26 protein-coding genes are annotated in these 26,957 nt (G+C 59.0%); 12 read left to right on the forward strand and 14 right to left on the reverse strand.

Annotation, left to right across the window (positions count from 1 at the left end; genetic code table 11):
• Window positions 1-157 precede the first annotated feature (157 nt).
• The gene (locus J2D73_RS14050; RefSeq protein ID WP_207882257.1) at window positions 158-1,720 is read left to right on the forward strand and encodes a S10 family peptidase; all 1,563 of its coding nucleotides are present in this window, start codon (window positions 158-160) and stop codon (window positions 1,718-1,720) included.
• Window positions 1,721-1,869: 149 nt separating this feature from the next.
• Here the strand turns inward: J2D73_RS14050 and hemH are convergent, their stop codons facing one another.
• The 4 genes from hemH to J2D73_RS14070 all read right to left on the reverse strand — a co-directional run bounded on the left by hemH (window position 1,870) and on the right by J2D73_RS14070 (window position 5,277).
• Entirely contained in the window at window positions 1,870-2,922 is a 1,053-nt protein-coding gene (gene hemH, locus J2D73_RS14055) for a ferrochelatase (protein ID WP_207882259.1), read from the reverse strand.
• 59 nt (window positions 2,923-2,981) lie between these two features.
• Window positions 2,982-3,137, reverse strand: a complete 156-nt coding sequence (locus J2D73_RS14060) for a hypothetical protein (RefSeq protein ID WP_207882261.1) — start codon at window positions 3,135-3,137, stop codon at window positions 2,982-2,984.
• 352 nt (window positions 3,138-3,489) lie between these two features.
• Window positions 3,490-4,044, reverse strand: a complete 555-nt coding sequence (locus tag J2D73_RS14065; RefSeq protein WP_207882263.1) for a hypothetical protein — start codon at window positions 4,042-4,044, stop codon at window positions 3,490-3,492.
• A 153-nt stretch (window positions 4,045-4,197) separates the two neighbouring features.
• Entirely contained in the window at window positions 4,198-5,277 is a 1,080-nt protein-coding gene (locus J2D73_RS14070) for an A/G-specific adenine glycosylase (RefSeq protein WP_207882265.1), read from the reverse strand.
• 14 nt (window positions 5,278-5,291) lie between these two features.
• On the opposite strand from J2D73_RS14070, the gene J2D73_RS14075 reads away from it, so the two are divergent.
• Window positions 5,292-5,774 carry a DUF721 domain-containing protein gene (locus tag J2D73_RS14075; protein WP_207882267.1) on the forward strand — a complete coding sequence of 161 codons (483 nt, stop codon included), beginning with the start codon at window positions 5,292-5,294 and terminating at the stop codon, window positions 5,772-5,774.
• 1,288 nt (window positions 5,775-7,062) lie between these two features.
• On the opposite strand, the gene J2D73_RS14080 is transcribed toward J2D73_RS14075, so the two are convergent.
• On the reverse strand, window positions 7,063-9,438 hold the full coding sequence (locus J2D73_RS14080; RefSeq protein WP_207882269.1) for a bifunctional diguanylate cyclase/phosphodiesterase: 2,376 nt from the start codon (window positions 9,436-9,438) through the stop codon (window positions 7,063-7,065).
• A 165-nt stretch (window positions 9,439-9,603) separates the two neighbouring features.
• On the opposite strand from J2D73_RS14080, the gene thiO reads away from it, so the two are divergent.
• Window positions 9,604-10,581, forward strand: a complete 978-nt coding sequence (gene thiO / locus J2D73_RS14085) for a glycine oxidase ThiO (RefSeq protein WP_207882270.1) — start codon at window positions 9,604-9,606, stop codon at window positions 10,579-10,581.
• A gap of 752 nt (window positions 10,582-11,333) precedes the next feature.
• Here thiO and J2D73_RS14090 read toward each other — a convergent pair.
• The gene (locus J2D73_RS14090; RefSeq protein ID WP_051292363.1) at window positions 11,334-11,537 is read right to left on the reverse strand and encodes a hypothetical protein; all 204 of its coding nucleotides are present in this window, start codon (window positions 11,535-11,537) and stop codon (window positions 11,334-11,336) included.
• 233 nt (window positions 11,538-11,770) lie between these two features.
• On the opposite strand from J2D73_RS14090, the gene J2D73_RS14095 reads away from it, so the two are divergent.
• Window positions 11,771-13,048 (forward strand): L,D-transpeptidase scaffold domain-containing protein, encoded by a 1,278-nt coding sequence (locus J2D73_RS14095; RefSeq protein WP_207882273.1) that lies wholly within the window; start codon window positions 11,771-11,773, stop codon window positions 13,046-13,048.
• Window positions 13,049-13,354: 306 nt separating this feature from the next.
• On the opposite strand, the gene J2D73_RS14100 is transcribed toward J2D73_RS14095, so the two are convergent.
• Entirely contained in the window at window positions 13,355-14,275 is a 921-nt protein-coding gene (locus tag J2D73_RS14100; protein WP_207882275.1) for an NAD(P)/FAD-dependent oxidoreductase, read from the reverse strand.
• Window positions 14,265-14,729, reverse strand: coding sequence for an Rrf2 family transcriptional regulator (locus J2D73_RS14105; RefSeq protein WP_207882277.1), 465 nt, complete (start codon window positions 14,727-14,729; stop codon window positions 14,265-14,267). The genes J2D73_RS14100 and J2D73_RS14105 overlap by 11 nt, the downstream gene beginning before the upstream one ends.
• 491 nt (window positions 14,730-15,220) lie before the next feature.
• Here J2D73_RS14105 and J2D73_RS14110 point away from each other — a divergent pair, with 491 nt between their 5' ends.
• From J2D73_RS14110 to prpB, 3 genes are all read left to right on the forward strand, one after another.
• Window positions 15,221-16,735 carry an MmgE/PrpD family protein gene (locus J2D73_RS14110; protein ID WP_207882279.1) on the forward strand — a complete coding sequence of 505 codons (1,515 nt, stop codon included), beginning with the start codon at window positions 15,221-15,223 and terminating at the stop codon, window positions 16,733-16,735.
• A gap of 71 nt (window positions 16,736-16,806) precedes the next feature.
• A complete protein-coding gene (gene prpC / locus J2D73_RS14115; protein WP_207882281.1) occupies window positions 16,807-17,976 on the forward strand; it encodes a bifunctional 2-methylcitrate synthase/citrate synthase in 1,170 nt (389 codons plus the stop codon).
• Window positions 17,973-18,887, forward strand: a complete 915-nt coding sequence (gene prpB / locus J2D73_RS14120) for a methylisocitrate lyase (protein ID WP_207882284.1) — start codon at window positions 17,973-17,975, stop codon at window positions 18,885-18,887. Before prpC ends, prpB begins: the two co-directional genes overlap by 4 nt.
• 406 nt (window positions 18,888-19,293) lie before the next feature.
• On the opposite strand, the gene J2D73_RS14125 is transcribed toward prpB, so the two are convergent.
• From J2D73_RS14125 to msrB, 4 genes are read right to left on the reverse strand one after another with little or no spacing between them, the layout of a single operon-like run.
• The gene (locus tag J2D73_RS14125) at window positions 19,294-19,935 is read right to left on the reverse strand and encodes an NrsF family protein (protein ID WP_207882286.1); all 642 of its coding nucleotides are present in this window, start codon (window positions 19,933-19,935) and stop codon (window positions 19,294-19,296) included.
• Window positions 19,925-20,455 carry a sigma-70 family RNA polymerase sigma factor gene (locus tag J2D73_RS14130; protein WP_341535097.1) on the reverse strand — a complete coding sequence of 177 codons (531 nt, stop codon included), beginning with the start codon at window positions 20,453-20,455 and terminating at the stop codon, window positions 19,925-19,927. The genes J2D73_RS14125 and J2D73_RS14130 overlap by 11 nt, the downstream gene beginning before the upstream one ends.
• 39 nt (window positions 20,456-20,494) lie before the next feature.
• Complete coding sequence (gene msrA, locus J2D73_RS14135; RefSeq protein ID WP_207882291.1) at window positions 20,495-21,196, reverse strand: peptide-methionine (S)-S-oxide reductase MsrA; 702 nt, start codon at window positions 21,194-21,196, stop codon at window positions 20,495-20,497.
• A gap of 12 nt (window positions 21,197-21,208) precedes the next feature.
• A complete protein-coding gene (gene msrB, locus J2D73_RS14140) occupies window positions 21,209-21,673 on the reverse strand; it encodes a peptide-methionine (R)-S-oxide reductase MsrB (RefSeq protein ID WP_207882293.1) in 465 nt (154 codons plus the stop codon).
• Between the two features lie 158 nt (window positions 21,674-21,831).
• On the opposite strand from msrB, the gene J2D73_RS14145 reads away from it, so the two are divergent.
• From J2D73_RS14145 to J2D73_RS14165, 5 genes are all read left to right on the forward strand, one after another.
• The gene (locus tag J2D73_RS14145; RefSeq protein WP_207882295.1) at window positions 21,832-22,455 is read left to right on the forward strand and encodes a cytochrome b/b6 domain-containing protein; all 624 of its coding nucleotides are present in this window, start codon (window positions 21,832-21,834) and stop codon (window positions 22,453-22,455) included.
• The gene (locus J2D73_RS14150) at window positions 22,452-23,201 is read left to right on the forward strand and encodes a molybdopterin-dependent oxidoreductase (RefSeq protein WP_207882297.1); all 750 of its coding nucleotides are present in this window, start codon (window positions 22,452-22,454) and stop codon (window positions 23,199-23,201) included. The genes J2D73_RS14145 and J2D73_RS14150 overlap by 4 nt, the downstream gene beginning before the upstream one ends.
• 97 nt (window positions 23,202-23,298) lie before the next feature.
• Window positions 23,299-23,634 (forward strand): hypothetical protein, encoded by a 336-nt coding sequence (locus J2D73_RS14155; protein WP_207882299.1) that lies wholly within the window; start codon window positions 23,299-23,301, stop codon window positions 23,632-23,634.
• 73 nt (window positions 23,635-23,707) lie between these two features.
• Window positions 23,708-24,787: a catalase family peroxidase gene (locus J2D73_RS14160; protein WP_207882300.1), complete on the forward strand. Its 1,080-nt coding sequence runs from the start codon at window positions 23,708-23,710 to the stop codon at window positions 24,785-24,787.
• A 2-nt stretch (window positions 24,788-24,789) separates the two neighbouring features.
• Entirely contained in the window at window positions 24,790-25,347 is a 558-nt protein-coding gene (locus J2D73_RS14165; protein ID WP_207882302.1) for a cytochrome b, read from the forward strand.
• A gap of 135 nt (window positions 25,348-25,482) precedes the next feature.
• Here the strand turns inward: J2D73_RS14165 and J2D73_RS14170 are convergent, their stop codons facing one another.
• Window positions 25,483-26,595 carry an S-(hydroxymethyl)glutathione dehydrogenase/class III alcohol dehydrogenase gene (locus J2D73_RS14170; protein WP_207882304.1) on the reverse strand — a complete coding sequence of 371 codons (1,113 nt, stop codon included), beginning with the start codon at window positions 26,593-26,595 and terminating at the stop codon, window positions 25,483-25,485.
• A gap of 61 nt (window positions 26,596-26,656) precedes the next feature.
• On the reverse strand, window positions 26,657-26,932 hold the full coding sequence (frmR, locus tag J2D73_RS14175) for a formaldehyde-responsive transcriptional repressor FrmR (RefSeq protein ID WP_207882306.1): 276 nt from the start codon (window positions 26,930-26,932) through the stop codon (window positions 26,657-26,659).
• Window positions 26,933-26,957: the final 25 nt, after the last annotated feature.

The raw sequence follows: 26,957 nt of genomic DNA on the forward strand, positions 1-26,957 counted from the left end.
CGTACGCTCGTTTCATCAGGAAGCGTAGCCCAGACGAGGCGCGCTTTCGTAACGTTTCCCGCAGGTGCGGAGTTTCCCGCCGGAGCGCCCGCCCGGCGACGGCTTCTTGGCAAGCGCTTACGGGTTAGGCAGCATGCGCCGAAACAAGGAATTCTACATGATTTTTTTCTTTTCCGAGCGCACCGCGCTCAAGCGTCGTCGTCGCATCCTGCTTCGTTCCGCCGCTTGTTTGGCAATGCTGACTTTCGGAACGACGAACAGCTGGGCGATCGACAAGACAACCACGACAAAACCTGCCGCCCCTGACGTCGACGCAAAGAAGGCGGCGCCGACCTTCACGGGACAGGCCGCCTTGCTTCCCGCTGATTCAGTCACGCACCAGACCCTTACAATCGGCGCAGGCAAGCTGTCCTATACAACACATGCAGGCACGCTGACGCTGCGAGACGACAAGGGCGACCCGACGGCTCGCGTGTTTTACGTCGCCTACACGCTTGACGGTGCGCCCGATGATCGACGGCCGGTTTCGTTTTTCTTCAACGGCGGCCCAGGCGGAGGCAGCGCGTTTCTCAACCTCGGCGCGGCCGGACCGGTCGCCCTGAATTTTCCTGCAGGCAATCCCACTGACGGCGCGAATGCGAAACTGGCCCCCAATCCGGACAGCTGGCTCGGCGCGACGGACATGGTGTTCATCGACGCGGTCGGCACCGGATACTCCATCCCAGTAAAGCCAGAAGACGCCAACAAGACCTTCTACGGCACCAAGCAGGACGCTCGAGCATTCGCCAAGGCGATTGAACTCTGGACCAGTCAGTTCGGACGTCATGCCTCCCCGCATTATCTGGTCGGCGAGAGCTATGGCGGCATTCGCTCCATTGAGGTCGCGACGGCGTTGCAAGAGCAACAAAATCTGATCCTCAACGGCATCGTCATGGTCTCTCCGGCGCTGGAGATGAAATTTCTCGACCCGGCGGCGAACCCGCTGGCTGCGGCGATGCTTCTTCCATCCCTGCAGTCGGCCAATCTCGACGGGCAGCACAAACTGACGCCGGAAGCAGCCAATGAAGCCTATGGCTATGCTTTCGGTCCCTACCTTTCGGCGCTCGCGGGACCGCCCCCGGAGGGCGACGCCGCCCATAGCTTCTACGCCGATGTCGCGGGCCATACAGGGCTCGACGCCGGGATTATCGCACGCCAGCGCGGCGCGCCGGACCCACAAGCGCACGACGTCCGAAGCCGGGACGGACGCCTGTACTCGCTATATGACGCGACGCTTTCCATTGCCGATCCGTTCCCCGAGGGCGTCGACAACAGCGATAGCCCGGACCCGGTTCTCTTTGGCTTCGGTCGCGCCTATGGCAGCGCTTTCGAAGGCTATGCCGCACAGACCCTCGGCTTTCATACGGAACTCACGTACGATCTGCTGAATCTCGACGTCAATCGGGCCTGGGATTACCGCGGCGACGGCGAACTGATTGCGAGCGAGATTCCCGCCTTGCGCAAATTGCTCGCCCTTAACCCGACGCTGCGCGTTTTCATCGCTAACGGTTATTTCGATCTGGTTTGCCCCTTCGCCAGCTCGCGCTGGGTGGCGGAGCACATTCCCGTCGGCCGTGACCGTATCGCGCTGCATGTCTACCCGGGCGGACACATGCTCTATACACGGCCTGCGACGCGCACCGCGTTGAGCCGGGATGTGAAGGCGTTCCTTGCGCCATAAGCGAAAAGCCTGAGGCGCTTGCGTAGGCGCTTCAGGCCGACAGTTTGGGTGGGTCGCCGTGGTTCCGGCTTACGCGACCTTGTTGGACAGAGCTTGCCTGATCGGATAACGCCCTCCCACGCCCCTGCAGGGGGCGGGGTCGCTCCCCGTCAGGGAGCCGGGGCCGCCTGCGCACGCCAGCCGCTCATCTCGTTTCTGGCCAACGTCTCCAGCAGGTCGATCGCTTCGACGGCGTCATTCAGGCACGGAACAAGCGTCAACTCCTTGCCTCCCGCCTCCATGAATTCCTCACGAACCTCATTGCCGATTTCGTCCAGCGTTTCGATGCAATCCGCCATGAAGCCCGGCATGAGCACCGCGATGCGAGTCACGCCGCGCGCGGGCAACGCCGAGATGAACGGGGCCGTATAAGGCTCAAGCCATTTGGCCGGACCGAAGCGGGACTGAAAAGTCAGCGGCGCCTCGTCCTCATTCATGCTGAGGCTGGCGCGTAAAGCAGTGACCGTACGTTCGCACTCCTCTCGATACGGATCGCCCTTGCGCACGTATTCGTTTGGCAACCCATGAAAGGATGTCACCAGCATCTGCGGGCGCTCCGGCAACGCGGCGTACGCCGTGCGCACTGACTCCGCCAATGCGGCGATATACGCCGGATGATCTGCGAATGGCGGCAAGGTTCTAACCGCGGGCTGACGCCGCAACTTCATTAGATGGCGAAAAAGCTGATCGTTGGCGGTGGCTGTGGTCGTGGCGCTGTACTGGGGATACAGCGGCATCGCGACAATACGATCGCACCCTGCTCGCAGAAGTTCGTCGACCGCGCTTGCGACGGACGGCGTTCCATAGCGCATGCCCCACGCCACGACGATGTCCTCGTCCGCTGCGAAGCGCTGCGCGAGCCCCTCCGCCTGCGCGCGGGTGTAGACGCGCAGCGGGCTCTCATTCGACGAATTGTCCCAGATGCGGCGATAGGCCTCCGCGCTGCGCCGTGGCCGCGTCGTCAGCACGACGCCTTGCAGGATCGGCTGCCACAGCGCTGGCGGGGCTTCGATCACACGCCGGTCAGACAGGAACTCTGACAGATAGCGCCTGACACCGACGAAGGATGTGTCGTCGGGCGTTCCCAGATTGACGAGCAGGATTCCGATACGCCCGGAGCCCTGCGGAGCGGCGGGCGCGTCATGCAGATGAATGAAGGTCATGCTGCGTAATCTAGAGAGTTACGCGCGCCAGCGAAATCTTCCGACAGGAAATACTTGTGTCAGCGACGGCGGCGAACGCGCACCCTGATCGGCTCAGGCGTGACGGACGCAATACGCACAATCCACGCGGCGAGCGCGGACGTGGCTGCCAGCGCGAAGAACTCCACAGCGCCGACGGCGGAGGGAAACGACATGACGGAAGCCGGAACGGACATTTCGAACTCTCCTGTCGTCTACGCCGCGCGCAGACGACCGCACCAGTTGTCTCCCGCAGCATGGACGCGCGACGCGCAGTCACGCAAGACAAAATTATCGACGCATTCGCTCACCCGACCCCACGCATCGTAAAACAAGAAACTCGCAGATGGCTGCCGAGTGCTGGCATTCCGCCGCGTCTGGCCTACTTGGACCGACCAGAGCGCGCACCTTGCCAAACGTTTTAGTGCAGAGCTGGTTTGCGGATCACGCCGCACCCGGATCAGAGCGTCTCGCGACCATCGCTCGCACGGCGAATTGCGCCAGCTCAGCCGCCATCTTTGTCGCCAAGTGTTTTTTCGAATGGTCGGATCAGGCGTTTCTGCGCGCACTGAACGCCCTCTCACCATAGTCGCCGTAACGCGGCAGGAGCAGGGTGACAGCCTCCCCTTCAGCGACTGAACCAAGCTTGGCCAAAAGGGTCGACACACGTTCCAGAGGATAAACGCGGTCGGCCACGCGCACCCGAAAATCGGACTCGACTGCGATATCTCCAAGCCTCTCGCCACCTTCATCGGCCAGCGCCACCCGACCCACGGAAAACAGCGCCCGACCAGCAGAGGCGGGCAACGGCGCGAATTTCGCCCAATTCGGGTTTGGAACGGGTCCGTAGGTGATCGCGCCGTCCGGCGAACTGGAAAGGAAGCCGCTTTTCCCGCTGTAGGGGCCGTCGGTATCGAGAATTTGCAACGTAATCGTCGGCCCTGTCCCCAGCGCCGCCGCCACTTCAGGCAACGGCATCGGCGCAGAGCGTCGCTTCTCCAGAGAAAACGGACGCTCCCGACAGTCAGGCCGCAGACGGAAGATCAGGCCGGGCGGGTCACCTCCGGCGTTGTGCGGCGACGTCGCTATCAGGCGATCGCTCACGGGGTCATGGTCCAGAAATCGACCGAACGCGTCCAAAAGCCAAATCTCGGGATCAGTCACGCGCCTGTTTCGGTCCGCTATCATGCGTTTTCCCCTGCCGCCGGGCGGACATGGGAACGCTCCCCGCCCGAAGCGACGTCCCGATCGTGCCGGTCAGCCTCCTTTTGTCATCGCAGTCATCGCATTTTCCAGACATTTAATCATTAATGACGACATTCCTATGCGGGAAATATCTTCGCCGGACAGAAAGACGCCGTCGTCGTCGGTCGGGTTCAAAGCGACCGGGGAGCGAGCAGCGTAAAGATCGACGAACAAAGTGAAATGCGTGAACACATGCTTAACGCGTCCGGCAGGCGCCCAAGACAATTTGGACGACCGATCCTTCATCGGCCTGTATCCTGACGCCTCCTCCGCTGACCAGGAGACGTCCCGCCAGGGAGCGCCAGGCATTTCCATCGTTCCGCCCAGCAATCCTTCTTCCGGGCGACGGCGCAGCAAGAAACGTCCCGACGGATCAACGAGCAGAAAATGCGCCCCGTATCGGGTCGGACGCTGCGCTTTGGGGGCCTTTCTCGGCAGATCGCCCTGTAATCCCTGCTGTCGGGCCGCGCACGCCTCATTCCATGGGCATGTCATACAGGCCGGGGTTCTGGGCGTGCAGACTCCGGCGCCGAGGTCGAATAACGCCTGCGCGAAGTCGGAAGGACGCGCCCGCGCCGCCTTCTCCCTATTCAGAGTGACCGCTTTTTTTGCGATGAGCGTACGAGCGGCTGGAAGCGGCGCCTCCACGGCGAACACGCGAGCCGCGATCCGTTCAACATTGCCATCGACAGGCACCACTGGCGCGCCAAAAGCGATCGCGGCAATGGCGGCTGACGTATACGCGCCGATTCCAGGCAGAGCGCGGAGCGAATCAACGTCTCGGGGGAAGCGTCCCAACGCCGCGAGTTCCTGCGCGCAGCGATAGAGGTTGCGGGCCCGGGAATAGTACCCAAGGCCGGACCATGCTGCGAGCACGTCGTCGAGCGGCGCGCGAGCCAGCGCCTCAACGGTCGGAAACCGCCCAAGGAAGCGATGGTAATAAGGTATGACCGCCGTGACGGTCGTCTGTTGCAGCATGACCTCGCTGATCCAGACGTGATACGGGTCGGCGATCGCGCCCGTAGGAGCACGCCATGGCAAAGAACGACGATGCGCGTCGTACCAGTCGAGAAGCGCAGAAGCAGGAGGCATCACGGAGTGAGCTTATGAAGCCGGTCCGAAAAAGCGGCAAGGCTGCAGCCGCCGAAGCGCCTCCCCCGCGCGCCTACGCCGCGCGCAGCCTCTCTGCGCTGCTGCCAGGCGTGACGCGCCCTGCTTTTAAAAAGCGGTCGCCAGCCTCTGTACGACTCTTTCTGGAGTGGGACAGCGCCGTCGGCCCCGCCTACGGCGCCCGGACCGCGCCACAGAAACTTGCCGGAGGCACGCTCACCATCGCGTGTCAGGGGCCGGTGGCGATGGAACTGCAGCACATGCAAGCGACCCTGATCGACCGCATCAACGCCTGGAGCGGGCACACCCTCGTCGAGCGCCTGCGCCTCACGCAGAGCGTGCAGGCCGCGCCGCGCCAGTCGGGAGCTTCGAGAAAAACTCCCGCGCCTGCCCCGCTCTCCATACCCGAGATGCCCGAAGGACCACTACGCGACGCGCTGGAGGCTCTAGGAGGCCGCGTTCGCGCCAGACGCGGATAAAAAAGCGCCGCGGCGCCACCATTACGCCACGTTCCGGCGTTTATACCACGCCGCGACAGGGATGCGTCAGCAGCGCAGTCCTATCGATCAGTTATCAAACCATCACAAAACCATAACTTGGATTTTCTTACCCACGCCGCCTACACACACCAAAAGTTCCGGCCGCCGTTGGCCGAAGCTGGCAGACGGCGCGACCAAGGCGCGCCGCGTAGAGCAACTAGAAGTTTCATCACGGTCGCAATTTACCCGTCAGAGATAAAGACATGCCATCCTGCCCCCCGCTCACTGTAACGCTGCATCGCCTTTCACGGTCCGACGCGTCATTCAACTGAGCGATTTGCGGAGATTATCATGGACACGGCCTCGACCGCTCTCGCGGACGCACGCACACTTTCCGACGTCACCTTTTTGAAGGACTGGCGTCACGCGTCCGCCCGTGACACAGCCCAACTTCTCAGAGCGAGCCTCCTCCGTCGCACAAATCTAGAAGTTTCATCACGGTCGCAATTTACCCGTCAGAGATAAAGACATGCCATCCTGCCCCCCGCTCACTGTAACGCTGCATCGCCTTTCACGGTCCGACGCGTCATTCAACTGAGCGATTTGCGGAGATTATCATGGACACGGCCTCGACCGCTCTCGCGGACGCACGCACACTTTCCGACGTCACCTTTTTGAAGGACTGGCGTCACGCGTCCGCCCGTGACACAGCCCAACTTCTCAGAGCGAGCCTCCTCCGTCGCACAAATCCTGAACTCGTCCGTCGAATTACACAGGAGACAACGCCGAACCCGCCCGCAAAACATCATAGTTCGTGCGGCTGAAGGCCCATCAGACAAGGCTATGGGGAGCGGTCGTTATTTGTTGACGCCGCCGCGGCGCGTCATACAGAACTCGTCAATCGACGCGGCCTACCAAAACGCCGCAAAATCCGGCAAGCGTGTTACGCGTAACACGCTTGCCGGATTGCGTCTCGCGGCTTTCGCTACAACAAGTGGCGCCCATGTGTATCATGAGTTGAACATATGACCGCACCCGCATGCCGCAACGCAATGGTCGTTCAGGTGGTCCAGATCATGAGTTCGCCCGACATACGAACTGAAGTACCTTAGCGCCGCGCAGGGTTCCGTTTCTCTAGAGCGCACGGGCATTAACGCTCAAATTTCTCTGCGCTCATCGGAAAATTGTTATTTTTTAATCTATTAAAATTGCCTCAATTATATAAATTTTTTAAATTCTTCCTAACGTGTAGAGTAAATTTTCGCAATTTCCGCCTGCCCGGACTCCCTCAAAGCGCGCTTTCATGCGCTTTCAGAACCTTGGGAGCAGGCCTTCCGATATAATATCCCTGCATCAGAGAGCAGGCCCTGTCAGCGAGATAATCGAATTGCTCATGCGTCTCTATTCCTTCGGCAACAATATCGACGCCCAGGCCACGGCCCAATGAGAGCACGGCGTCCACAATCGCCGCCGCCTGATTGTTCGTCAGCATGTCACGTATGAAGGATCGATCAATTTTTACCTTGTCGAAGGGGAAACGTCTCAGGTAGCTGAGGCTGGAATACCCAGTGCCGAAGTCGTCCATAACGATTCCGACACCCGCAGCATGAACGCGGCGAAGGATTTCTATATTTTCTTCCTCCTGCTGCAAAAAAGTAGATTCAGTTATTTCGATATTTAACCTGCCGGCGCTCAGGCGTGTCTGACGAAGAGCCCGACCTATGACGTTCTCGATGTCTGACGTCTGAAACTGAACAGGAGAGACATTTACTGAAATATTCATGTCATTTCCCCACGATGCAGCTTCCGCGCAGGCTGTGTCGATAACCCACCGCCCCAGATCACCGATCAGTCCATACTCCTCAGCTACACCAATGAATTCGTCCGGGGGAACGCGCCCGCGGATGGGATGCATCCATCGCACCAGAGCTTCGTAGCCCGTCACCCTCCTGGTCGCAGATTCGAGAATAGGCTGGTATTCCAAGAACAACTCTCGACGCTCCAGCGCTAGTCGAAGCTCGCCCTCCATCTTCGCGCGTTTCTGAAGCGTCAGGTCAAAATTGTTGTCATAGGCCTTGATCGAACCCTTACCGCTCATCTTCGCCTGAAGAAGCGCGATGGCGGCATGATGAAGCATTGCGCTTTCGCTTGTCCAATCCACGCCACTCACGATCGCATAGCCGATGCAGGTGGACGTAATCGGCATACCCTCGCGCGCCGCCGCGAACTCATCCCGTAGCGCCCTTGCAATGGACGCTACGACCTCCTCCGCCGCTGCTTCATCCGGTGGCGCTACGCAAGCCACAGCGAATTCGTCTCCCGAAACTCTCGCAACGAGCGCCGAAGGCGGCGCCGCCCGATCGAGCGCACGTCCGACCTGACGAAGGACGGCGTCACCCACAGCATAACCTTGAGCTTCGTTGATCGCTTTGAAACGATCCACGTCAGCGAGAAGAAGGATGACGCTTGCACGCCTCTCCCTCGCTGTCAGAAGGAAGTCTCTTAAACGTGCAACCAGAGCGCTGCGATTGGCGAGGCCGGTCAGCAAATCCTGACTGGAGACGCTTCTTACCCGCTCCTCCGCCGCCTTGCGGGCGCGCAAATCGAGAACCGCGAGAACCGTGCGTCTCTTGCCCCGCCATGTCACGCTCCGGACGAACACCTCGACCGGGATTCTGCGCTTCCCTTCCCCGACGAGATTTGTCTCGTAACTGCGGTCCCGCTCATCCGACGCGACGAACGCGTTATCCAATGTCAGGTCGGGAAAACTGTCGGCAAGTTGTCCGGCTGCGGACTTCGACCACCCGGCGAGCCTGCGGAAAGCGCTGTTCGCGTCGACAATTCTCCCTTCGTCGACAATCAGCAACCCCTCCACCGTCGCCTCAGCGAATTCATGAGCGCGAGCATGTTCGTCCGCGATATCCCGTTTGCGTCGATATTCGCGCACACCGGAACAGAAGGCCAAAAGCAAAAACAAAAACGTCCCGACGCCGACCATATAGATAAGCGACACCGCGTCTTTGGAGGGCGGAGCGTCGCGCATCATTTCCATCGCAGAGAGAGACGGTGATGACAGCGCTGTGAAATGCAGGCCCAGCACTCCCAGAACCCATGGCAGGGTCGAAAGCAGGCGAGCTGCGCCCTTGCGGCGGCGAAACATTATGACGCCGAGGTAAAAACCCACGAAACCCACAACAAGAGCGGCCACACCCCTTTGCGGAGAGGGGACGCAGCTGATCGCACCCTGCCCGGCCAGCAAGCCCACGAAGTGCATCCCGCCAACCGCAACCGTCATAAGCAGCCCGGAAACCGGGGACAGCGACTGTCGCGGCGCCCTCAACTCGACCCGCCAGGCTGCGGCGAGGGCCAGCACGACGAACACGGCTGACACGACTGTCAGCGTCAGATCGAACTTCACCCCCATGACCCCAACGCACCCGAGCATTGCAAGGAAATGGGTCGCCCAGACGCCAGAACCGGCGGTGACGGCGGAAAAAAAACTTTTACGCGCGCGTTCACGTCCCCGCGACATGCGCGCGAGCCTCAGTTGCTGGCTTGCGAGCAACATCGAAAGGACGCACACACAGAGCGCGCACACCACGGCGCCAAGGCTCAGTATGAGCGCCGTGGCGTTCAGAGCGCTCTCGGCGCGTGCTCCGGCCATGTTCCAGACTTCCATGGGCGCCAAGGGAACCTCTTGCAGAACCGATTCAAATCGCTTCGAAGATGGGCCCTGATCGTAACCTCGCCGTTAATATTCGCCGCACAAACGCGGCGGAACCTGTGAAGCGTCGCCAGACGCCCACCGAAGCAGTTCGCCGGAGACCTGATGGTTAATAGCCCCGAATATCACCCGCAGATTCTGATACGCGGCGCAGGCGTCGCAGGCCTAGTAACGGCCGTCACTCTGGCGCGACGCGGCGCTTGGGTGACGCTGGTGGAAAGCGGCGCGAAGATCGGCTCCGGCGCGTCATGGCTCGCGGGCGGAATGCTCGCGCCATGGTGCGAAGCCGAATCCGCCCCCCCTAAAGTGACGGATCGTTCACTGGGCTCGCTCTCCTGGTGGAGTGAAAACGTTCCGGATGTCGCATCGAACGGCAGCCTCGTCCTCGCCCCGGCGCGCGACACCGGCGAAATTTCCCGATTCGCCCGACGCACGAGCCATTTCCGTGAGGTCACCGCTCCGGAGATCGCCGCATTGGAGCCAGATCTGGCCGACCGGTTCGCACGAGGGCTTTTCTTTCCGGATGAAGGCCATCTTGACCCGCGTCAGGCCCTGCCCGCTCTCGCCGAGCAGCTGATTATGCTTGGCGGGCGTGTACTCACGGATCACGAAGCGGCCGCTTTTACAGATGCATTTGACTGGGAGGTCGATTGCACCGGCCTCGCAGCGCGCCGGGAAATCCCCGACTTGCGCGGCGTACGTGGCGAAATGATCCTGCTCCGTTGCCCCGATGTGACGCTCAGCCGCCCAGTCCGCCTGCTGCATCCGCGTATCCCGATCTACATCGTTCCCCGTGCGAACAACATTTTTATGGTCGGTGCCACGATGATCGAGAGCGAAAACGGCGGCCCCATGACGCTCCGCTCGATGAGCGAGTTGCTGAACGCCGCGTGGGTGTTGCATCCGGCTTTCGCCGAAGCGGAAATTTTGGAAATGGGGGCGGGACTGCGCCCGTCCTATGTCGACAACATGCCTGCGGTGACACGAAACGGACGCAAAATACAGGTCAACGGTATGTACCGTCACGGCTATTTGCTTTCACCCTGGCTGGCTGGCGAGGTCGCAAACATGGTGTTCGGCTAGAAACGCACCACTGCAACTTGAGCTACGAGCTACCTAAACTTGCACCTCAACGTTTTTTGCAACAGACCAAATCCCGCCTGATGAGGCCTCAAGGCCAAGTGTAGATATAAGTAGATGACTGTTTTTTAGCCGGGTGACCAACGAACGTTATGAATCCGGTGTTCGCGCGGTATTTGCGTATGACCGCCGATTTGTTTCACGACCGATAATTCCGCCGACACGGTTAACACGCGGCGACGAATTTATACACGACGTCAACTCGCAAAGCGTCAGACTTCGTAACGTCACGGGCTATTTTGCATGAGTTTGGGGCAGCTTTAACGCGCCTCGAATTTCGAGACGAGGAAACATTAATAATACAACCGCGTCCATAGGGGCTGCCGGATTGGTCACCAAAACAGCGTTGTATTCCGCGGCAATGATACGAAAAAATCAGACAAGCCAAAACTCAAGACGAGACGACAGCCAACATGAGAGGGGGACCTCAATGGGCAAACAATAGTCGTTGTCTCGCAAAGCGATGATTACGGCCGCCATAGTCGCTCGGATGCATCAGGCAAACTCGATGACTCACGAGCCACAACCGACAGCCACTTAATGCACATTCGAAACAAGTGATCGCAACGCGAAAAAGGCCCCAAAATTGGGGCCTCTTCCTGTTCAAACGGTCTTTGCTTTCAGTTCAATCCAACGCCTGCGACGCACCGACCGCAATCGGCTTTTATTCAGACTGAACGACAGCCAGGCCGTTATCAGCCACGCGCTGCGGGAACAGCCGGGGCAGGAGCCGGAGCAGGAGCCGGCGCAGGCGGCGGAGCAGCCTCGACGGGAGCAGGAGCCGGCGGCGGCGTGTCGTCGGAGCAGGCCGCGAGTAGGGCAAGCGGGAGGGCGACAGCGGCGGCGGCCACCTTGCGCGTCAGTTTATGCCGGGCCGACGTTTCAGAACGAGCGAACATCCGTTACTCCTTGGAGAGAATCTATGGGTGACCTGCGGATTTAGGAGCGACTCTTGGTAAAAAGTCAAACTACGATTTGTGTAGAGCGCCAGAAACAGGCGAATGCTCCGCCAAGATCGCCGGGCAGGCCATCTGACCGCTGTATTGCCGGCTCTCCTCCCCGCTCACTGCTCCCAATATTTTTGAAGGCGTTCCGATACGCACGACGTAGTCCGAGCCTGACCGTGCTCGCTATGGCGTGGACGCTGGCCGCCTGCAGCACCATGCCTCAGCACGCCGATACGGAACTTGGAAACCGAATTGACGCTCCAGCCGGAGTGACCGTCGCCGGTGAAAAGCTGGATACGGAGCTACTGCGCAGCTTCTATGCGCGCCATGACTTCGAAGCCGTGTGGCCCTCGCATGAAACGCAAGCGAACAAACTGGTTGAGTCCATCCTTCACGCTGGGGATCAGGGGCTGGATCCGGAATTGTTTCACGCATCTGCGCTGAAACATGCCGCGACGTTAACTCCGACCGATCGCGATCTGCTCTTGTCTGACGCATTCCTGTCCTACGCGGACGCGCTTGCCCGAGGCGTCGTGCACGTAGATCATCGGAAGGATTACGAGGCGCTTGCCCCGGAGCCGGTCGATGTGGCCGCGGAGCTTGACCGGGTGATGGACAGCAGCGACCCCGCAGCTGCAATCAACGCCCTTGCTCCGACAACGCGAGACTACCTGATCTTACGCAAAGCTCTACAAAAATGTCGCGCAAGCGGAGCCCGTGCAGCGTCGACCTGCCAACACAAAATCGCAGTGAATCTTGAGCGCCTTCGCTGGCTGCCACGGTCGTTGCCGCGTAACCGCGCCTGGGTAAACGTCGCTGCAGAGCAACTTATTTTATATCGCAACGATAGACCCGCCTTCACAACCAGAATCGTTGTAGGCGAGGATATCGAGCGCAACCAAAGCCCCGAATTTCATACGGCGATCGACGCCTTCTGGGTAAATCCCCCTTGGGTCATCCCCGCGGATATCGCAAAACGGGAGATCATGCCGAAGATCAGCCGTGACCCGAATTATCTGAAGCGCAACAAGATGGTCATGCTCTCCAATGGAGAAATCGAACAGCTTCCCGGCCCGGAGGCTGGACTCGGGCAGCTCATGTTCAATATGCCGAACCGATTTGACGTGTATCTGCACGACACGCCGGACCGATATATTTTCAATCGAGACAACCGGCGTCTGAGTCACGGCTGCATTCGCGTGCAGAATCCTCGGGACTTCGCGGCCCTGCTCATGGAACAACCCGTCGAAAAAATCGACGCGGAAATCGCGACAGGAACGACAACCAAGAAGAGCCTGCCGGAGCCAATGCCGGTATTCGTGGTCTATCTGACCGCTTTTGCGGACGCCGCCGGAAAGCTGCAACTTGTGCCTGATTTTTACAATCGAGATAATGCAATCTGGCGAGATCTTCAGCCCCGCCCGCGCAAACGAAACCACACATCGCACGGAGCCAAGGTTTGACTTTTTTATGATTTTATCAAATTCGAGCGAATATCCGGCGCCGATTAACGGCGCATCGCCTGCGGAAGCCTGTAAAGCTTAACCGACGAAAACGCTTACCAGTGAACGTATCTTACTGCGTGCCTGCGCACGAAAAATCGGATATTCGGTGTGAGGATCGTCCCCGAACCTCGACCTCGCCGCAGGCGCAGACAGCGATTCATCGATTTTGAAAATGCACCGCATTTTATCCAAAAAAGCATCAGACAGCATTGCAACCAAGCAATCACTTCGCTCCATCTCCAATTAGAACGAACGATTCTACGCCTACTTCGAGTTCCCCGACGCGAGTGGAGCAAAAACAAGGGATTGATGTAAGAAAATGCCAGCTGTTACACCATCAGCGGCGGCCCAACTCGCATTGTGCGGAACTCGAGCGATATCACCCGCAGCGTAGACGCCATGCACCGAGGTCTGCTTCTTTTCATCCGTCCGAATGACAGGACCCAGTGGACAGTCATCCATCTCGCAACCAAGTTGTTGCGCGATCGGGCTATTCAGCCGCCATCGAGGCATCACATACAGCGCGTCAATGAGGCTTTCTTCACCGCCAAGCAATGACAGCGAATGCAACTCCCCCTGCTCAGCATTGAGCTTGCCTATCTGCTCTGCTTTGACCGAAACCTTCCGCCTTGCCAACTGCTCCAATGCGGAGTCGTCCAAATCACTTTTTCCGTCAAGGTAGAGGGTAGTCGGTCCCCAATCGGCGATAAGAAGCGCCTGATCGACCGACATCGTCGATGAATAGAGAACGCCCAGGCGCTTTTCCGCAAACTCATACCCGTGGCAATATGGACAGTGAAGCACACTGCGTCCCCAGCATTCCGCCAGTCCATCTATAGTCGGCAACAAATCGGAAATACCAAAAGCAAGCAACAGCTTTGACGCTGACAGCGTATCTCCGTCGCGTGCCGTCACTTCAAACCCTTCTGGAATTGCTCGCGCGGCCTGCGCTTCCCCGCCAATCATGCGTGTCGTTGGATAACGCCGCACCTGGGCCATCGCAGCGTCGATCATAGTGGAAGGTCTGACGCCATCCTGACCAAAGAAACCGTGTGAAGCAGAGGCGAAACGGTTGCGTGGTCCGCCGGAGTCGATGACGCAAACCCGCCTGCGCGCGCGTGCAATATGGATCGCCGCAGAGAGACCAGCAAAACTTCCGCCTATGACAATCGCATCAAATTGCATGACTCTGCTCCAGATCGATAGTTTTTCCGCTCGCCAACATGCGGGCGTGAAAATCTTCCCCGAGCTGCGCCAGCGTTACAGTCCCAAATCGGTCAAGCAGCAGAGCCTTCGCCTCTTCCAATGCCCGCCCGAGCGCGGCGTTTACAGACTGCTCCACCAGACACTCCGGCGATTCCGTTCTGTTTCCAATGCTGAACAACTGCGGAGCGCCCAGAGAGTCGTAGACGTCGCGAAGTGTGATTTCCGTCAGTGGCCGAGCAATTTTCCATCCACCACCATGCCCCTTTTCCGAACGCACGAATCCCGCATCACGTAATCCGGATAGAATTCTTCTGATCACGACGGGGTTGGTGTGCATTGCTCGCGCCATGAGTTCTGATGTCACGGCACTCTCCGTCTCCGCCATGTGGAGCAGGACGTGAAGGATCCCAGAGAGCTTGCTATCACGTTTCATGCAACAGTATATGTTGCATGACTTTTGCGAAGTCAAATGTGGCGCTCAACCCGCAAGCCTGCTCCCTCGATTTCATGGATCTTCCAGGGATCACGTTCAACAGCGCCGTGATGCATGGCTGAGGCGGTACGGTCACCCATGCAAGATGCCGCCTATTGAGACGAGCCCTTTAGCCGAGGACGCCTCTCTCCCGTCTACGGTCACGACGCAGTTCATAGTGAAGCGTCCCGATCAAGAAACGATCAGGATCAATTCTCGGAAATTCTATCTTCGCGGATAAATTAATAAAATATGTGACTGTAAAATAATATTTTCAAATCACACCGCAATCACATGAAATGACGCCTCTCAAATGCCAGGCCGCACAAAATTCGCCACTTTCGCAAAATTTGCAAAACAGACGCCGTTCCTCGCCCGAATTCGCTCGGTTGGCCATAGTCGAATTCGCCCGACCCGCCATACTCCGCCATGTTTTCCCAGACGAGGCCAACATGCATAGTTACGACATCAAGGTGCACCCCGAGAAAGATCGACTTCCGCGCGAGCGACAACTCGCCTGGCGTATCGCCGAAGTCGCAGCCGATACGGTCGCCGTGGAGCCTGCGGTCACCGAGATGATCATCAACCGCGTGATCGACAACGCGTCGGTGGCGATCGCTTCGGTCAACCGTCATTCAGTGATGAGCGCGCGCGCCGAAGCTTTGGCGCACCAGCGTCCGGGTGGGGCGACAGTGTTCGGTTGCGGGCCGGATGTGCGCGTGCACGCCGAATGGGCGGCGTGGGCCAACGGCACCGCCGTGCGTGAACTGGATTTTCATGACACCTTCCTTGCCGCCGAATATTCTCATCCGGGCGACAATATTCCTGGCATTCTGGCGGTCGCCCAACAGTGTCAGCGTTCGGGCAAGGATCTGATTCGCGGCATAGCCACCGGCTATGAAATTCAGATCGATCTCGTGCGCGGGATCTGCCTTCACAAGCACAAGATCGACCACGTGGCGCATGTCGGTCCGTCGGTCGCCGCCGGTATCGGCGCGTTATTGGGTCTTCCGACCGAGACGATCTATCAGGCGGTGCAGCATGGCCTGCACGTGACGACGGCGACCCGCCAGAGTCGCAAAGGGGAGATCTCCTCATGGAAGGCCTATGCCCCGTCGCACGCTGGAAAAATGGCTGTCGAGGCCGTTGACCGCGCCATGCTTGGCGAGACATCACCCAGCCCTATCTACGAAGGAGAAGACGGGGTCATCGCCTGGATGCTGGACGGCGCGGACGCGCATTACGTCGTTCGCCTGCCAGAGAAAGGCGAAGCAAAACGTGCGATACTCGATAGCTACACGAAGGAGCATTCAGCCGAATATCAAAGCCAGGCCCTCATCGATCTGGCGTTCAGGCTTGGCGAGCAGGTCGGGAACTGGGACGACGTAAAGGACGTCCTGATCGAGACGAGCCATCACACGCATTACGTCATCGGCACCGGCTCCAATGACCCACAAAAATTCGACCCTACCGCTTCGCGCGAAACGCTCGATCACTCGATCATGTATATCGTCGCCGTCGCACTGCAGGACGGCGTCTGGCACCATGTAAAATCCTACGCCCCTGAACGGGCGGCCCGCGAAGACACTGTGCGTCTGTGGAGGAAGATCCATACGGTCGAACGTCCCGAGTGGACCGAGCGCTACCACTCGACGGATCCGAACGTGAAGGCTTTTGGCGGTCGTATCACCATCACCTTTAACGATGGCTCCGTCCTGTCTGACGAACTCGCCGTCGCCAATGCACACCCTCTGGGCGACACGCCGTGGACGCGTCCTGATTATATAAAGAAATTCCGCACCCTGACGGACGGGATTCTTGATCCGAAGGAAATCGAGCGCTTTCTCGACGTGGCCCAGCGTCTGCCGGAATTGAGTGCGACAGAGCTTTACGAGCTTGAAATTTCTTTGCCTGACAGGGAGCTCAAGAAAAACCCCAAAACCGGCATCTTCGGATTTGGGCAGTAATTACGTCGCGGGCCACGACCGAAAACGGGCGCTCGCAAGGGATCGAAAAAGAAAAAGGAGGACAAGCCGTCATGACGCAAACCTCTGAAGCAAAGCGTCCAAAAAAGTCCGTGGCCCTGTCAGGCGTCACCGCCGGGACCACGGCGTTGTGCACCGTCGGACACAGCGGGAACGACCTGCACTACCGCGGGTATGATATAAAGGACCTTGCGGAGAACTGCGAGTATGAGGAGGTCGCGCATCTTCTCATACACGGCCATCTGCCTGACCCGGCGGAGCTCTCCGCCTATAAGGCGCAACTCCGCTCTCTGCGAGGATTGCCGGATAATGTGAAGCGCACGCTGGAACAGATTCCGGCGGCCGCGCATCCCATGGATGTGATGCGGTCCGGCCTTTCCGCGTTCGGGTGCGTTCTGCCCGAGCGTCGAGATCAGAACCCTGTCGGCGCCCGAGAGATCGCCGATCGCTGCATCGCGTCGCTCGGTTCGATTCTCCTCTACTGGCATCACTTCGCGACCAACGGGCGGCGGATCGAAGTGGAGACCGATGACGACAGTGTGGGCGGTCATTTTCTCCACCTGCTTCATGGCGAAAAGCCGCCAGAGGAATGGGTGAAGGCGATGCACGTCTCCCTGATTCTTTATGCCGAACATGAGTTCAACGCCTCGACCTTTACATGTCGGGTGATCGCCGGAACGGGTTCCGACATCTATTCCGCGCTGTGCGGCGGCGTCGGCGCCCTGCGAGGTCCCAAGCATGGAGGAGCGAATGAGGTCGCACTGGAGATACAACAACGTTACCAGACGCCGGACGAGGCTGAGGCGGACATCCGCAAGCGCGTCGAAAATCGCGAGGTTGTCATCGGTTTTGGACACCCGGTCTATACAATTGCAGATCCGCGCAACGAGATCATAAAGCGCACGGCATACGCCCTGTCGCGCACGCATGGCTCGATGCGTCTTTACAACGTCGCCGAACGGCTTGAGTCCGTCATGGCCGAAACCAAGAAGATGTTTCCGAACCTCGATTGGTTCAGCGCTGTTTCCTACAACATGATGCGTATTCCGACGGCGATGTTCACCCCTATTTTCGTAATCGCCCGTTCCGCCGGGTGGAGCGCGCATGTGATCGAGCAGCGTCAGGACGGCAAGATCATTCGCCCGTCCGCGGAGTATGTCGGACCAGACGATCGGCCGTTCGTTCATATCCACAGGCGCGGCAATCAGGAGCAAGCAGCATGACATATCTGATCGGAAGCGAACGCGCGACCATCTCGGCGGGGAGGAAATTTCGCGAACTCCTGAACGCTCCGGGTATCCTCCGGCTACCGGGCGCTCATAACGGACAGGCCGCTCTTCAGGCGAGAGACGCCGGATTCGACGCGCTGTATCTTTCGGGCGCGGCGATGACCGCCAGCATGGGCCTGCCAGATCTGGGAATCATCACGGTCGATCAGGTCACGTTCTTTATCAAGCAGATCGTGCACGCCTCCAATCTGCCGCTTCTGGTCGATGGCGACACCGGCTATGGCGAGACGCTGAACGTCATGAACATGGTTCGCGCATTTGAAGACGTCGGAGCCGGAGCCGTGCATCTGGAAGACCAGTTGCTGCCGAAAAAGTGCGGGCATTTAAACGATAAGAAGCTCGCCACCCCGCACGATATGGCGATGAAAGTCAGTGCTGCACGCAAGGCCGCACGAGATATCGTCGTAGTCGCGCGTACCGACGCTGCGGCGAGCGAAGGGATGGATGGCGCCGTCGCGCGAGCCAAACTCTACATCGAAGCTGGCGCGGACGCGATTTTCCCGGAGGCCCTGACAAACGCGGAGATGTTCCGGGAATTCGCCAGACGCATGCCGGGCGTGAAACTTCTGGCCAACATGACGGAGTTCGGACGAACGCCGTTCTACACGGCAAGCGAATTCGAAGACATGGGCTACAGCATGGTGATCTGGCCGGTCAGTTCGCTGCGCGTGGCGAACAAGGCGCAAGCCGATCTTTATGAAACAATCATGCGGGATGGAGGCACGGAAGCGATGCTCAGCCGCATGCAGACCCGCGAAGAACTATACAAGACGCTTCGTTATCATGATTACGAGGCGCTCGATAAAAGCATCGTCGAGACCGTCCTGCCGTCCGTAGACGCCTAAGGACTGGATATCTCGCATACGCAGATAAAAAAACGCTGATACGACGACCAGGAGGCATCGCATCGCGCGGCGGCGCCTGCGGGGCCGCCAACGAAAAGTTCGCTCGAAGACCAGTGTGCAGGAAGTCTCCTTCAAAAGCCAACATTACAAAATTCTGGCTTTTCTGCACCGGGCGAACGACCTCCGAAACGGGGCCAGTTCGTCCGGAACGGCAGTCACAGGCTCAACAACCTCACAATCCGCCAGACTACACAAATTAGCTCGAAATTTCGCCCTGCCGAAGACGCCCCCTACCTAGCATCAAGAAGCCCGCAGATGCGTCAACGATATGGGCGTTTCTATTCCAATGAAAATACATCTTGCCTGGAGCGATCAGGATAGCGCCACCGGCAATCCGCGCTCGCCGCTACCAGCGCGTGAGCAACGGCAGCGCCAGCCGGGTGACAAGCGAGACGACGCCGCACCCGAGAGAATACCAGACCGCCACATAGAGCGGATCGTCGAATGGACATGCCATGACGAACGCCAGCGCTCCCCAGGCCGCCGCAGCTGAACCCGCCGCCCATGCCGTGCCACGCGGGTCGACCGACGCGCCTCGCCGGACGAGAACGCCGAGCGCCAGCGCCACCGGCAGGGACAGCTCGATGATCTTCCGCGCACAACGCAACCCATGTACCGGGTCCAGACGCCGCCACAGGACAATCGGGCCGACCTGAGCCGCATCGATCATCCACCCTGCGGCCAAGGCCGCGAGAACGACATAGCCAAGCGCACGCAAACCCGGCCGTGGCGAGCGTATCGGGTTGAGCGAGCGCAACGTCGTCGTCGCCCCGATCATCATGATCACGGTCAGACTCGCTGTCTTCCACCAGAAACTTGGCATACCCATTGCACGCGGCATATCCGGGCGCATCCAGCCCAGCGACAGCAGGACGATGATTTCGGTAACGCAGAGCACTGCAAGAATCAGCGCCGCGCGGCGTGGACTTTGCCGTCTGACGGGCTGCAATTCCGCCGTCAGACGGCCGATCAGGGGGTCAGTCGACATCGGCGCCTCGCATCACTACATCGCTCAGCCGTCCCAGGCCTCGGTGAATGTTGACCTTCACCAGCGCAGCGGATTGTCCAGTCCGCCTTGCGGCTTCCTCAATACTGAAGCCCTGGAGCTTCACCAGACGAATGACTTCGGCCTGCGCGGGTTTGAGTAACGTGAGCAGACGCTCCAGAGCATGCGCCGCCGTGACAGCGTTTTCGTGGTCCATAACCGGCAGTTCGTCATCGAGGGATGTCATGTCCACCCGTCGCATCGCACGCAGACGATCGATCCATTTGTAGCGCGCAATCGCCGCGATCCACGGAGCAAAACCTTGCGCAGGGTCGAACGTGTGCCGCTTTTCATGCACCGCCAGCAGCGTATCCTGCACTGCGTCATCGACCATAGACGGCGGCAGGCGCCGCTGAAAATAACGGCGCAGCCATGCCGAGGCCTCGCCCAGCACATGGCGATAGGCGTCGGCGTCGCCATTCTGGGCGGCAGCCATCCACCGGCTCCAGTCAGCTTCGGTCACACAGCCTCCTGAATCTGACGCGCAGCCCTTCCTGCCACGCTATCCGGCTCCGGCCAAGGTCAGGACCGGATCGTCCCGGTATACGGAACCGAACAGAGACTTGAGAGCAGCCACGCGCGGGGCGTCGTAGGCGGCGATATACGGGTTATACGGATAGCGCGCGGCGAAATTCTGATGCTCCGCCTCTGCCGGGTAAAAACCCTTGTCAGGCGTTACGACTGTGGTGATCGTGCCGGAGAAGACGTGCGCGGCATCAAGCTGGGCTACGTAGGCGCGTGCGATCGTTGCCTGTTCCTGCGTTCGGGCGAAAAGAACCGAGCGGTACTGGCTGCCCTCATCGGGGAACTGACCGTCCGCCTGCGTCGGATCCAGCGCCACTGAAAAAAAGATGCGCAGGAGGGCGCTGTAGCTCACCTGCGCAGGGTCATATTCGACTTCGACAGATTCCGCATGGCCTGTGCCGCCGCCACTGACGACGTCGTACTCGGCTGTGCTGCGCGACCCACCGTCATACCCCACACGCGTCGCAGTAACGCCACGCACGTGCTGGAACACGCTCTGCACGCCCCAGAAGCACCCCCCGGCGAACACCGCCGTTTCATGCCGCCCATCCGTTACGGACGTTTCCTTGAGAACAGGCGCCGGAAGCAAGATCGCCGAGCGCTCAGCCGCAGCCTGACACGCTGCGCCGAACAGTGTCGTGACCAGAATGGGAAAGACCCAGAATGTGGAGGGTTTCATGGAGACGATCCCTCAGGCCGGGGTGAAGGAGAGAGCCACGCCGTTCATGCAGTAACGCAGACCCGTCGGGGCCGGCCCGTCATCGAAAACATGACCAAGATGACCGCCGCACGTGGCGCACAGCACCTCCATGCGTTCCATCCCCAGAGAGTCATCGGCGTGTTCATGCACCGCTCGCGGCAATGCGCGAGTAAAGCTGGGCCAACCGGTACCGCTATCGAACTTTGCTGCGGCGTCGAAGACCGCCGTAGCGCAACCGATGCAAGAAAAACGTCCCGACCTGTGCTCGTCCAGAAGCGGGCTGGACCACGGGGCTTCGGTGCCCGCTTCGCGCAACACGTTGTATTGGACGGATGTGAGAGCCCGACGCCATTCGGCGTCGGTTCGCGTAACCGGAAAATGTGTTTGAGCGCGGCTGGCCTCGCCTGCGACCGACAACATCGCAGCGGCAAGGAGGAACTGGCGTCGAGCGAACATGGCGGGTCTCCGTCCATTCGGTAAATGACGCTGCGTTCTTCGACAGACCGCGTTGAACGGTTACACCCTCAGCACCCACTTATTTTTTTCAAACGGCGTAACCTTTCGGTCGCGCCTGACGAACGTGCGATCATGGCATCTGCGAAAGTTTTCCCGGCATGACGCATCGCCCTCATTCGCCGTCGCTCGTCACCCGCGTCACGCATTGGGTCGGCGCCCTGTCCATGATCGTCATGATCGGCAGCGGCTGGCAGATCTACAATGCCTCGCCACTCCTGCCCTTCATCTTTCCTGCATGGGCGACATTGGGCGGATGGCTCGGCGGCGGGATTGCGTGGCATTTCGCCGCGATGTGGTCGCTGATGGGTAGCGGAGCTATCTACCTGCTCCACGGCGTGGCGTCGGGGCGTCTGCGCCGTGACCTGCGGCCTCGCGCCGCGTATTTGCTGCTGCGCGATCTCGGGCTGGCCGCCCGCTTACGCCTGACACATGCGCCCGGGACATACAACGCCATACAGCGCCTGCTGTACAGCGGCGTTTTGGGCGTCGTTATACTGGCGGTCGCAACGGGGCTGTCTATCTGGAAACCCGTGCAACTTGCTTTTCTGGCGTGGGCTTTTGGCGGCTACGACATCGCCAGACGTCTGCATTTCGCATTGATGTGCCTGATCGTCGGCTTCCTGATCGTGCATGTCTGCCTCGCTTTGATCGTGCCTTCGACACTGTTTGGCATGGTGTTTGGGCGACGCGTTCTTGTGATCGACGAGGACAAACCTTCATGAAACGTCCGACGATTGATCGCGGCCTCGTCGCCTCGGAGCTACGGCGCGTAGAGAGACGATTCATGCTGAAAAGCGCGTTGTCGCTGGGTGGACTGGCGATGCTGTCAGGCTGCGCGATCGACGACGAACCATCCGTCGAAAAGGCGCTCGCCACGATCATGGGGTTTACCGATCGTGTTCAGGCCATGATATTCAGCCGCAACCGGGTGGCCCGCGAATTCTCGGCCTCGCAAATGACGCGTCCGTTTCCATTCAACGCCTATTATGATCAGGACGACATTCGTGTCGTCGATGAAACACGCTGGCGATTGGAGGTTTCCGGTCTGGTTTCTGACAGGCGCCCCTGGTCTTTGGCGCAGTTCCGGGCCCTTGAACAGCAGCGACAAATCACACGCCACATTTGCGTCGAGGGGTGGAGCGCTATCGGTTCATGGTCAGGCGTGCGGCTCTCAACATTTCTTCAACATATCGGAGCGGACACACGGGCCAAATACGTCAAATTCGGATGCTTCGACGATTATTCGACCAGCATCGATATGGAGACCGCCCTGCATCCTCAGACGATCATGGTTCTGGATTTCGACGACGCGTCTCTTCCTCCTACCTATGGCGCGCCTATGAAGATCAGGATTCCAACCAAGTTGGGCTACAAAAATCCGAAATATCTCGCGTCGGTAGAAGTCACAAATATTTTCCCTGGTGGATACTGGGAGAATCAAGGTTACGACTGGTTTGGGGGATCATAAAAATATTCCTGTAACCCGATGCCTCCGCCATTCGAAGAGTATAATACGGGAGAGGGCGAACGCTTTCTCTCACGCAAAACCTGCCACGGAGAAAAACATGTCTTTCCGTTCACTCGCTCTGGCGATGGCCGCTTCTTCGATTTTCGCGTTGGGCGGCGTCGCTCACGCACAAACCCCAGCTGCTGCCGCCCCCATGTCTCCCGGAACCGTGACTCCTGACGGCACGACGACTGGCAACATGGCGCGATCCAAAATAATGCCTGCCGGAGTTGGACACATGAGTATGGCGGGCGACGCTTCGCACGAGCATATGTCGCCGAATAACAGCATGGCGAAAATGCATGCAGGAATGATGATGAAGAAAGATTCGGCGTCTCCTGCTCCGAGCATATTGAATACGCACGACGAGAAATCAGACAGTTCGGAAAAATAATTTTCTTAAAAAAATTCTCCTCGAAATCTTGCCTTGTTTTTTATCCAGAATCGCCTGCAGGAGCAGATCGTCCATGTCACTGATACGGCAGAAAGCAACAGAAAAAGGAAATCTTGGGCGCGTCGGTGTTGTCATCGGCGTTCCTGCTGCTCTTGCGTTCGCCTTTATCGCCGCCGCCGGCTGGTTCACCCCCGATCGCCTGACGCCGGCCACGGTTGTGCGCACGTTTGACAGTGTTGACGGTCCACACCCCGGTTTTCGTCGCAATCATGCAAAAGGCGTTTGCGTGAGCGGATGGTTTGAGGGAAGCGGCCAGGCCTCTCCTTACTCCAGCGCCGCGTTGTTCAGGGTGGAGCGCTCTCCAGTCATCGGACGCTTCGCGCTGGCGGGCGGACAGCCCTATCAAGACGACGCGCCAGACAAAGTGCGCAGTCTCGCCCTTCGGATCATGCCCGCCAACGGCAGCGAGTGGCGTATGGGCGTGAACGATATTCCGGTATTCCTCTTTCGCAATGCGCGCGATTTCAACTCGTTCCTGATAGCCTCCCGTCCGGAGGCGACAACGCGGAAACCGGACCCCGCTCGTATCGGCGCGTTTCTGGCCGCGCACCCCGAAACGGCTCGCGCGCTCAGCCAGATAAAACAGCGCTCCCTATCGTCGGGCTTTGCCGACGACGCCTATAACAGCCTTGATACCTTCCTGTTCGTGAATGCAGACAGGCGAACAACGCCCGTGCGCTGGGCCATAGAGCCGGAGCAGCCCGTTTCGACGCAGAACAACGTCAAAGCCGGCCGCGATTACCTGTTTGACGACCTTACGGCGACATTGGCCGAGCATTCGTTGCGGTGGAAGTTGATGATCGTGCTTGGACAACCCGGAGACCCTACGGCTGATCCCACTGTCGCATGGCCTGTCGGGCGAACACGCATCGACGCAGGGACGCTTGTTCTCGACAAGGCGGAAGGAGAGGATGGCGGGCCATGTACAGGCATCACGTTCGATCCCCTGATCCTGCCTGAGGGTATAACTCCTTCTGACGATCCGATTCCCGCCGCACGTTCGGCCGTCTACGCCCGTTCCTTCACAGCACGGTCAGGCGAGACGAAGGCGCCCAGCGCGATCAATCTAAATTCCACCCAGAGCGGAAAATAGTCATGTCTGAAAGAAAATATTTTTCTCCGCTCGCACGGGGACTACACTGGGCCATGGCGCTGATGATTCTCGCTATGTTGTTCATCGGCGTCGCCATGGTCGCCAGCACGGGCCCGGCGTATCATCGCCTTGTCGGACTCCACCGCCCTCTGGGAATAGCAATTCTGGCTCTAGCTTTTTTACGTCTGGTCAACCGCGTCGCATCCAGCGCACCGTCACTGCCGACGACGCTGCCCCAAGGGATACGCATCCTTGCAGGAAGCTCGCAAGTCGCGCTTTATCTGCTGATGATCGCCCTGCCGCTGGTCGGATGGGCCATGCTGTCCGCGGGAGATTATCCAGTTTCGATGACAGGCGGCGTCACCTTGCCTCCGATCGTGTCGCCCGACCCTGCTCTGTACGCCTCCTTGAGGGGGCTTCATACGTGGTTGGCGCTAGGACTGTTCGGCGTAATCCTCGCACATATCACTGGGGCGCTTGTTCATGGTCTTCTGCTCAGGGACGGCGTATTTCAAGCTATGTTGTGGCGGCGTCCGCATGCCTCAACGCGGATTGAGTAGAGCATAGAGAACATACATTACCAGATTATGATTTTTATTTTTAAATACTGAACTTTCATAAAACAGTTATACTTGGCGAGTTTATCGCTGAGAGCCAAAGCTCTCAGCGAATTCAGAATCTATGCCCCTGATGCGTTATTCGTAATGAACGACAGATCTGATGGACTTCCCTTCATGCATAAGACGGAAGGCGTCGTTGATGTCGTTCAGAGGCATCGTGTGGGTGACGAAAGGCTCCAACTGGATATCACCCCGCATCGCATCCTCGACCATTCCCGGTAGTTGACTACGGCCCTTGACGCCTCCGAACGCAGATCCTTTCCACACTCGTCCTGTAACGAGCTGGAACGGACGCGTCGCTATTTCCTGCCCGGCCCCAGCCACGCCGATAACGATGGACTGCCCCCACCCACGGTGCGCGCTTTCAAGCGCCGCGCGCATGACGTTGACGTTCCCGATGCATTCAAACGTGTGATCGACGCCCCAGGTCGTCATCTCTACGAGAACCTGCTGGATAGGTTTTTCATAATCCTTGGGGTTCAGAAAATCAGTGGCGCCGAAAGCGGCCGCCAGTTCGAATTTCTCAGGATTGGTGTCAATCGCAAAAATGCGGCCCGCTTTCGCCTGCCGAGCGCCCTGAATAACGGCTAGACCGATCCCACCTAGCCCGAATACGGCCACTGTGTCGCCCGGTTGAACCTTCGCCGTGTTGTGCACCGCACCAATCCCGGTCGTCACGCCGCAGCCTAGAAGACAAACATGTCCCGGATTGGCCTGCGGGTTGATTTTTGCGAGGGAAACCTCCGCGACGACCGTGTACTCGCTGAAGGTCGAGCATCCCATGTAATGATAGACCGGCTGCCCCTTGTAGGAGAAACGGCTTGTCCCGTCGGGCATAACTCCCTTTCCCTGTGTCGCTCTGACCGAAACGCACAGATTCGTCTTGCCTGATTTACAAAACAGGCACTCGCCGCATTCCGCCGTATACAGTGGGATGACGTGATCGCCCGGCGCCACGCTGGAAACCCCCTCACCCACTTCCACTACGACGCCAGCGCCCTCGTGGCCCAGAACTGCAGGAAAAAGTCCCTCAGGATCGTCACCAGACAGGGTGAACGCATCCGTGTGACAGACGCCAGTATGAGTGATCTTCACCAGCACCTCGCCCGCACGCGGCGGATCCACGTCAATTTCGACGATCTCAAGGGGCTTTCCTGCCTCGAACGCAACGGCTGCTCGTGATTTCACTTCGACATTCCTTTCGATAACCCGACGACTAAGCGCATCCAGACAGAAGCGTTTCCAACGCTTATCGTAAATACGATCTGACCAGCGCAATCACGTCATCAATTGATCGCTCGGCCACACCATGATTTGCGTCCGCACGAGAAAACTCTTCACGCAGATGACTTTCCAAAACACTGGACATCAGACCATTGACCGCCCCTCTGACGGCCGCCAACTGCTGCAGAACAGGTCCGCATTCCCTTCCCTGCTCCAACGCGCTTTCCAGGGCGTCAAGCTGGCCTCGGATTCGCCTTACTCTTGCAAGGGCGCGTTTTTTTTCCGCGAGGCTGTGTGGCATAGAGCGCCTTTCAGTACTGGGTAGG

Source organism: Acetobacter sacchari (assembly GCF_017377715.1).
Lineage (GTDB): Bacteria > Pseudomonadota > Alphaproteobacteria > Acetobacterales > Acetobacteraceae > Acetobacter > Acetobacter sacchari.

Excerpts from the sequence above, each read along its gene's own strand:
- J2D73_RS14050 (WP_207882257.1), top strand. The coding sequence starts at position 158 with ATGATTTTTTTCTTTTCCGAGCGCACCGCGCTCAAGCGTCGTCGTCGC.
- hemH (WP_207882259.1), bottom strand. The coding sequence starts at position 2,922 with ATGACCTTCATTCATCTGCATGACGCGCCCGCCGCTCCGCAGGGCTCC.
- J2D73_RS14060 (WP_207882261.1), bottom strand. The coding sequence starts at position 3,137 with ATGTCCGTTCCGGCTTCCGTCATGTCGTTTCCCTCCGCCGTCGGCGCT.
- J2D73_RS14070 (WP_207882265.1), bottom strand. The coding sequence starts at position 5,277 with ATGCCTCCTGCTTCTGCGCTTCTCGACTGGTACGACGCGCATCGTCGT.
- J2D73_RS14075 (WP_207882267.1), top strand. The coding sequence starts at position 5,292 with ATGAAGCCGGTCCGAAAAAGCGGCAAGGCTGCAGCCGCCGAAGCGCCT.
- J2D73_RS14080 (WP_207882269.1), bottom strand. The coding sequence starts at position 9,438 with ATGGCCGGAGCACGCGCCGAGAGCGCTCTGAACGCCACGGCGCTCATA.
- thiO (WP_207882270.1), top strand. The coding sequence starts at position 9,604 with ATGGTTAATAGCCCCGAATATCACCCGCAGATTCTGATACGCGGCGCA.
- J2D73_RS14090 (WP_051292363.1), bottom strand. The coding sequence starts at position 11,537 with ATGTTCGCTCGTTCTGAAACGTCGGCCCGGCATAAACTGACGCGCAAG.
- J2D73_RS14095 (WP_207882273.1), top strand. The coding sequence starts at position 11,771 with ATGGCGTGGACGCTGGCCGCCTGCAGCACCATGCCTCAGCACGCCGAT.
- J2D73_RS14100 (WP_207882275.1), bottom strand. The coding sequence starts at position 14,275 with ATGCAATTTGATGCGATTGTCATAGGCGGAAGTTTTGCTGGTCTCTCT.
- J2D73_RS14105 (WP_207882277.1), bottom strand. The coding sequence starts at position 14,729 with ATGAAACGTGATAGCAAGCTCTCTGGGATCCTTCACGTCCTGCTCCAC.
- J2D73_RS14110 (WP_207882279.1), top strand. The coding sequence starts at position 15,221 with ATGCATAGTTACGACATCAAGGTGCACCCCGAGAAAGATCGACTTCCG.
- prpC (WP_207882281.1), top strand. The coding sequence starts at position 16,807 with ATGACGCAAACCTCTGAAGCAAAGCGTCCAAAAAAGTCCGTGGCCCTG.
- prpB (WP_207882284.1), top strand. The coding sequence starts at position 17,973 with ATGACATATCTGATCGGAAGCGAACGCGCGACCATCTCGGCGGGGAGG.
- J2D73_RS14125 (WP_207882286.1), bottom strand. The coding sequence starts at position 19,935 with ATGTCGACTGACCCCCTGATCGGCCGTCTGACGGCGGAATTGCAGCCC.
- msrA (WP_207882291.1), bottom strand. The coding sequence starts at position 21,196 with ATGAAACCCTCCACATTCTGGGTCTTTCCCATTCTGGTCACGACACTG.
- msrB (WP_207882293.1), bottom strand. The coding sequence starts at position 21,673 with ATGTTCGCTCGACGCCAGTTCCTCCTTGCCGCTGCGATGTTGTCGGTC.
- J2D73_RS14145 (WP_207882295.1), top strand. The coding sequence starts at position 21,832 with ATGACGCATCGCCCTCATTCGCCGTCGCTCGTCACCCGCGTCACGCAT.
- J2D73_RS14150 (WP_207882297.1), top strand. The coding sequence starts at position 22,452 with ATGAAACGTCCGACGATTGATCGCGGCCTCGTCGCCTCGGAGCTACGG.
- J2D73_RS14155 (WP_207882299.1), top strand. The coding sequence starts at position 23,299 with ATGTCTTTCCGTTCACTCGCTCTGGCGATGGCCGCTTCTTCGATTTTC.
- J2D73_RS14160 (WP_207882300.1), top strand. The coding sequence starts at position 23,708 with ATGTCACTGATACGGCAGAAAGCAACAGAAAAAGGAAATCTTGGGCGC.
- J2D73_RS14165 (WP_207882302.1), top strand. The coding sequence starts at position 24,790 with ATGTCTGAAAGAAAATATTTTTCTCCGCTCGCACGGGGACTACACTGG.
- frmR (WP_207882306.1), bottom strand. The coding sequence starts at position 26,932 with ATGCCACACAGCCTCGCGGAAAAAAAACGCGCCCTTGCAAGAGTAAGG.